The sequence below is a fragment of the Variovorax sp. YR752 genome, from assembly GCF_943372545.1.
On the sequence record NZ_CALRZC010000392.1, the window covers coordinates 1 to 3,969 of the forward strand.

4 protein-coding genes and 1 pseudogene are annotated in these 3,969 nt (G+C 69.3%); 3 read left to right on the forward strand and 2 right to left on the reverse strand.

Annotation, left to right across the window (positions count from 1 at the left end; all coding sequences use genetic code 11):
• On the forward strand, window positions 1-198 hold a 198-nt coding region (locus AAG801_RS40855), incomplete at its 5' end, for a hypothetical protein (protein ID WP_341890857.1).
• Between the two features lie 12 nt (window positions 199-210).
• On the opposite strand, the gene sbcB is transcribed toward AAG801_RS40855, so the two are convergent.
• Both sbcB and AAG801_RS40865 read right to left on the reverse strand, forming a co-directional pair.
• The gene (gene sbcB / locus AAG801_RS40860; RefSeq protein WP_341893587.1) at window positions 211-1,653 is read right to left on the reverse strand and encodes an exodeoxyribonuclease I; all 1,443 of its coding nucleotides are present in this window, start codon (window positions 1,651-1,653) and stop codon (window positions 211-213) included.
• A 25-nt stretch (window positions 1,654-1,678) separates the two neighbouring features.
• A complete protein-coding gene (locus tag AAG801_RS40865) occupies window positions 1,679-2,356 on the reverse strand; it encodes a DUF6781 family protein (protein WP_341893588.1) in 678 nt (225 codons plus the stop codon).
• Window positions 2,357-2,520: 164 nt separating this feature from the next.
• Here AAG801_RS40865 and serC point away from each other — a divergent pair, with 164 nt between their 5' ends.
• Together serC and AAG801_RS40875 are read left to right on the forward strand one after the other, a co-directional pair.
• Window positions 2,521-3,603, forward strand: coding sequence for a 3-phosphoserine/phosphohydroxythreonine transaminase (serC, locus tag AAG801_RS40870; protein ID WP_341893589.1), 1,083 nt, complete (start codon window positions 2,521-2,523; stop codon window positions 3,601-3,603).
• A pseudogene (locus AAG801_RS40875) lies at window positions 3,596-3,969 on the forward strand (3-phosphoglycerate dehydrogenase); the annotation flags it as partial. The gene serC and the pseudogene AAG801_RS40875, both read left to right, overlap by 8 nt.

A 3,969-nucleotide genomic window follows, 5' to 3' on the forward strand; every position in this document is an offset into this window, starting at 1 on the left:
ACCAGCACCGCCACCAACTTCTCCGGCGCCGACAACGTCGCCAGCCCCAACTTCTGGCCCAACGCCACCTTGCAGGCACTGATCGGCCTGTCCTCCGTGCTCGACGCCAACTACCTCAACGATTCACCCCAGCCCTTCACCCTGCGTTCGATCCCCTCCGGCCCCAGGCATGCCGGCGCTCTGCAGGCCGCACGCTAGCGCGCCCTCAGGTCAGCCGCGTTCCGGCGCGATCTGCTCTGCCCAGTCGTACAGAGCGGCCAGGATTTCCTGGCCGTTCTCGTCTGCGGCCTCGTTGAGCGCATCGATGCGCTCGAAGAAGGCCTCCACCGTCAGCGCCCCGCCCTCGCCTTCGTGCAGGCGCGCCACGCGGTGCTGCTCCCAGCGCTGGCGTTCCGCCTCGGTCAGCGTGTCGGGGAAGTTGCGCGCGCGGTAGCGGAAGACGATCTCCTCCAGCCGCGCATCGTCGAAACCGAGCCGCTTGGCGGCCAGTTGCTCTGGCGTGAGCTCACGCAGCCGCTGCAGGCGCCCGCGGTCGGTGTGGCCGACGAAGCCGCCGTAGAGATCCTCGTCGACGTCGATCGCCTGGGTGGGCTTCGGGCGCGTGAACACCTCGCTCCACAGGCCGGCCAGCGCCGCGCCGGCCTTCGCTGCCGCATCGGCACGGCCGAGTGCCTGCGCCACATCGATGCCCCAGCGCTCGGCCATCGCCGGGCTCAGCGCCTTCAGGTTGCCGACCACCACGGGCGACTTGTTCAGGTGGATGGTCTTGATCGGCAGCCGTGTCACGCCCGCCGGCAGGTCTTCCGTGCGGGTGAACATCCGCTCGCGGATCGCCTCTGCATCGAGCGCGAGCAATTGCTCCGGATCGGCCGACAGGTCCCAGACGATCAGCTCGTTCTTGTTGGTCGGGTGCGGCGCCAGCGGCCACACCACCGCCAGGCAGCCGCGCTCCGGCCCATACATGCCCGAGACATGCAGGAAGGGGCGCGCCCCGCCGATCTCGGCGAGCACCGCGTCCTTGCGGCGCAGCTTCAGGCAGAAGTCCCACAGGCGCGGCTGCTGCTGCCTGATCAGGCGCGCCACCGCGATGGTCGCGCGAACGTCGGACAGCGCGTCGTGCGCCGATTCATGCGCCAGGCCGTTGGCCGCGCTCAGGTGCTCGAGCTTGAACGAGGCCTTGCCGTCCTCGTGGCTCGGCCACTCGATGCCTTCCGGGCGCAGCGCTCTCGTGGCACGAACCACGTCGAGCAGGTCCCAGCGGCCGCAGCCGTTCTGCCACTCGCGCGCGTAGGGGTCGATCAGGTTGCGCCAGAACAGGTAGCGCGTGACCTCGTCGTCGAAGCGGATCGAGTTGTAGCCGACGCCCACCGTGCCGGCTCTGGCCAGCTGCGCCTCGATCGCGGCGGCGAAGGCGTGTTCGGCGACGCCGTGCTCGGCACAGTGCTGCGGTGTGATGCCGGTCAGCAGGCAGGCTTCGGGCTCGGGCAGCGCGTCCAGCGGCGGCTGGCAGTACAGCTCGACCGGCGCGTCGATCTCGTTGAGATCGGCATCGGTGCGCACGCCGGCGAACTGCGAAGGCCGGTCGCGCCGCGGCGTCCGGCCGAAGGTCTCGTAGTCGTGCCAGAAGAAGCTGAACTCTGCGCCGTCGCTCATTCCGGCACGATACCCGAGCGGCGCTCTACTTCTTCGACTTGGGTTTCGCAGCGCCGCCCTGCGTCAGCGCGTCCGACATGCCGATCAGCACGCCGCTGACCAGCGCCGCGTAGCTCTCGGCCAGCGTCTGCGCCGCCTTCAGGCTGGCGGCTCGGCTGTCGCGCATGGCGGTCTGCATCTGGTTGACGAACTGCTCGGCGGTGGTCGCCGCCTTCGCGCCCGACAGCGTGCCGCCGGCCTGCAGCTTTTCCAGCACCGGCGCCCACTGGGCGGAGGCCTGCGTGCCGGCGGCCTCGGCGGCCTTCTTCAGCGCGCCGATGAAGCTGTCCTCCATCGCCTCCAGGTCGGTCAGCGCCTTCTTCAGGTGCTTCTCGCGCAGGTCGGCGCCCTGGTTGACGAACTGCTGCAGCGCCACACGGTTGGCATCTACCGCCTTGAGCAGAGCCTCGTCCATGCCGGTCACCGCCTTGTCGAGCATGTCCTCGACGTCCACGCCGGGCAGCTTGTTCTGCGCCGCGCCGGTGGCGGCGGCCTGCGCCACCGTCTTCAGCACCGAGCGGATGTTCTTCAGGCTCAGCTCGCGGCCCTGCAGTGCGCCCAGCGTCGCCTGGGTCACGCCCTTGCGCAACTGGTCGGTGGCGCCGGCGCTGGCGGTGGCGAACATCTGGATCAGGGCGTCCTGGTCGATGCCGGACTTGAGCATGGTTCTTCTCCTTGGAGTGGGGGCTCGTGGCGGGGTACAGCGGGGTGGGCGGATGCTGGCACCAAATCCGGCGCCGCGCCAGAGGCCGCCGTCATCGAAGGCACGCGCGATTCTGGTTATGCTGTGTCCCCGCTTCCCTTCCCCCGCTCCCGGAGACCCGTTCCATGACCCGCGTGTTCAATTTCAGCGCCGGCCCGGCCGCCTTGCCCGAACCCGTGCTGCGCCAGGCCGCCGCCGAGATGCTCGACTGGCAGGGCTCGGGCATGTCGGTGATGGAGATGAGCCACCGCGGCAAGGAGTTCATCGCCATCCACGCCGAGGCGATGACTTTGCTTCGCGAGCTGCTCGCGGTGCCCGCCAACTACAAGATTCTCTTCATGCAGGGCGGCGCGATCGCCGAGAACGCCATCGTCCCGATGAACCTGCTGCGCGGCAGGACCGGCGCCGACTACATCGACACCGGCGAGTGGTCGAAGAAGTCGATCGAGGAAGCCGGCAAGTACTGCCAGGTCAACGTCGCCGCCAGCGCCAAGGACACGAACTACACGACGATCCCGGCGCGCGCGAGCTGGAAGCTCGACCCGAACGCCGCCTACGTGCACATCTGCGCCAACGAGACCATCGGCGGCGTCGAGTACCACTTCACGCCCGACACCGGCGACGTGCCGCTGGTGGCCGACGCATCGAGCAACATCCTGTCGCGCCCGCTCGACGTCTCGAAGTACGGCCTGATCTACGGCGGCGCGCAGAAGAACATCGGACCGGCCGGCCTGACCATCGTCATCATCCGCGACGACCTGCTCGGCCGCTCGCTGCCGGTCACGCCCTCGGCCTTCGACTACGGCCTGCAGGCCGCCGCCGACTCGATGCTCAACACCCCGCCGACCTATGCGATCTACATCGCCGGCCTGGTGTTCAAGTGGATCAAGGCGCAAGGCGGCCTGACGGCGATGGAGGCGCACAACCGCGCCAAGGCGGCGCTGCTGTACGACTACCTCGACAGCCAGGACTTCTATTCCGCGCCGGTGGCGCGCGACTGCCGCTCGCTGATGAACGTGCCCTTCAAGCTGCAGGACGCGAAGCTCGATGACGCCTTCCTCAAGGGCGCTCAGGCGCGAGGCATGGTGCAGCTCAAGGGCCACCGTGTCGTCGGCGGCATGCGCGCGTCGATCTACAACGCGATGCCGATCGAGGGCGTGCAGACGCTGGTGGCCTACATGAAGGAGTTCGAGAAGGAGCATGGCTGAAGCCGGCGCGCCCTTCCGGATCCTGGTGCTCAACCAGGTGTCGGCCAGCGGCCTCTCGCGGCTGCCCGCCGCGCGTTACCTAACCGGCACCGACATCGCCGAGCCCGACGCCATCCTGCTGCGCTCGACCGACCTGCACGGCCGCGACATCCCGGCCAGCGTGCGCGCCATCGGCCGCGCCGGCGCCGGCGTCAACAACATACCCGTCGCGGCGCTGAGCGAGCGCGGCGTGCCGGTGTTCAACACGCCGGGCGCCAACGCCAATGCGGTGAAGGAACTGGTGCTCGCCGGCATGCTGCTGGCCGCGCGGCGGCTGCCCGCGGCGCTGGAGTTCGTGCAAGGGCTCGATGCGGCGGCCGCCGACCT

Bases quoted from the DNA above. Each gene is read 5' to 3' on its own strand.
- sbcB (WP_341893587.1), bottom strand. From the start codon at position 1,653: ATGAGCGACGGCGCAGAGTTCAGCTTCTTCTGGCACGACTACGAGACC.
- AAG801_RS40865 (WP_341893588.1), bottom strand. From the start codon at position 2,356: ATGCTCAAGTCCGGCATCGACCAGGACGCCCTGATCCAGATGTTCGCC.
- serC (WP_341893589.1), top strand. From the start codon at position 2,521: ATGACCCGCGTGTTCAATTTCAGCGCCGGCCCGGCCGCCTTGCCCGAA.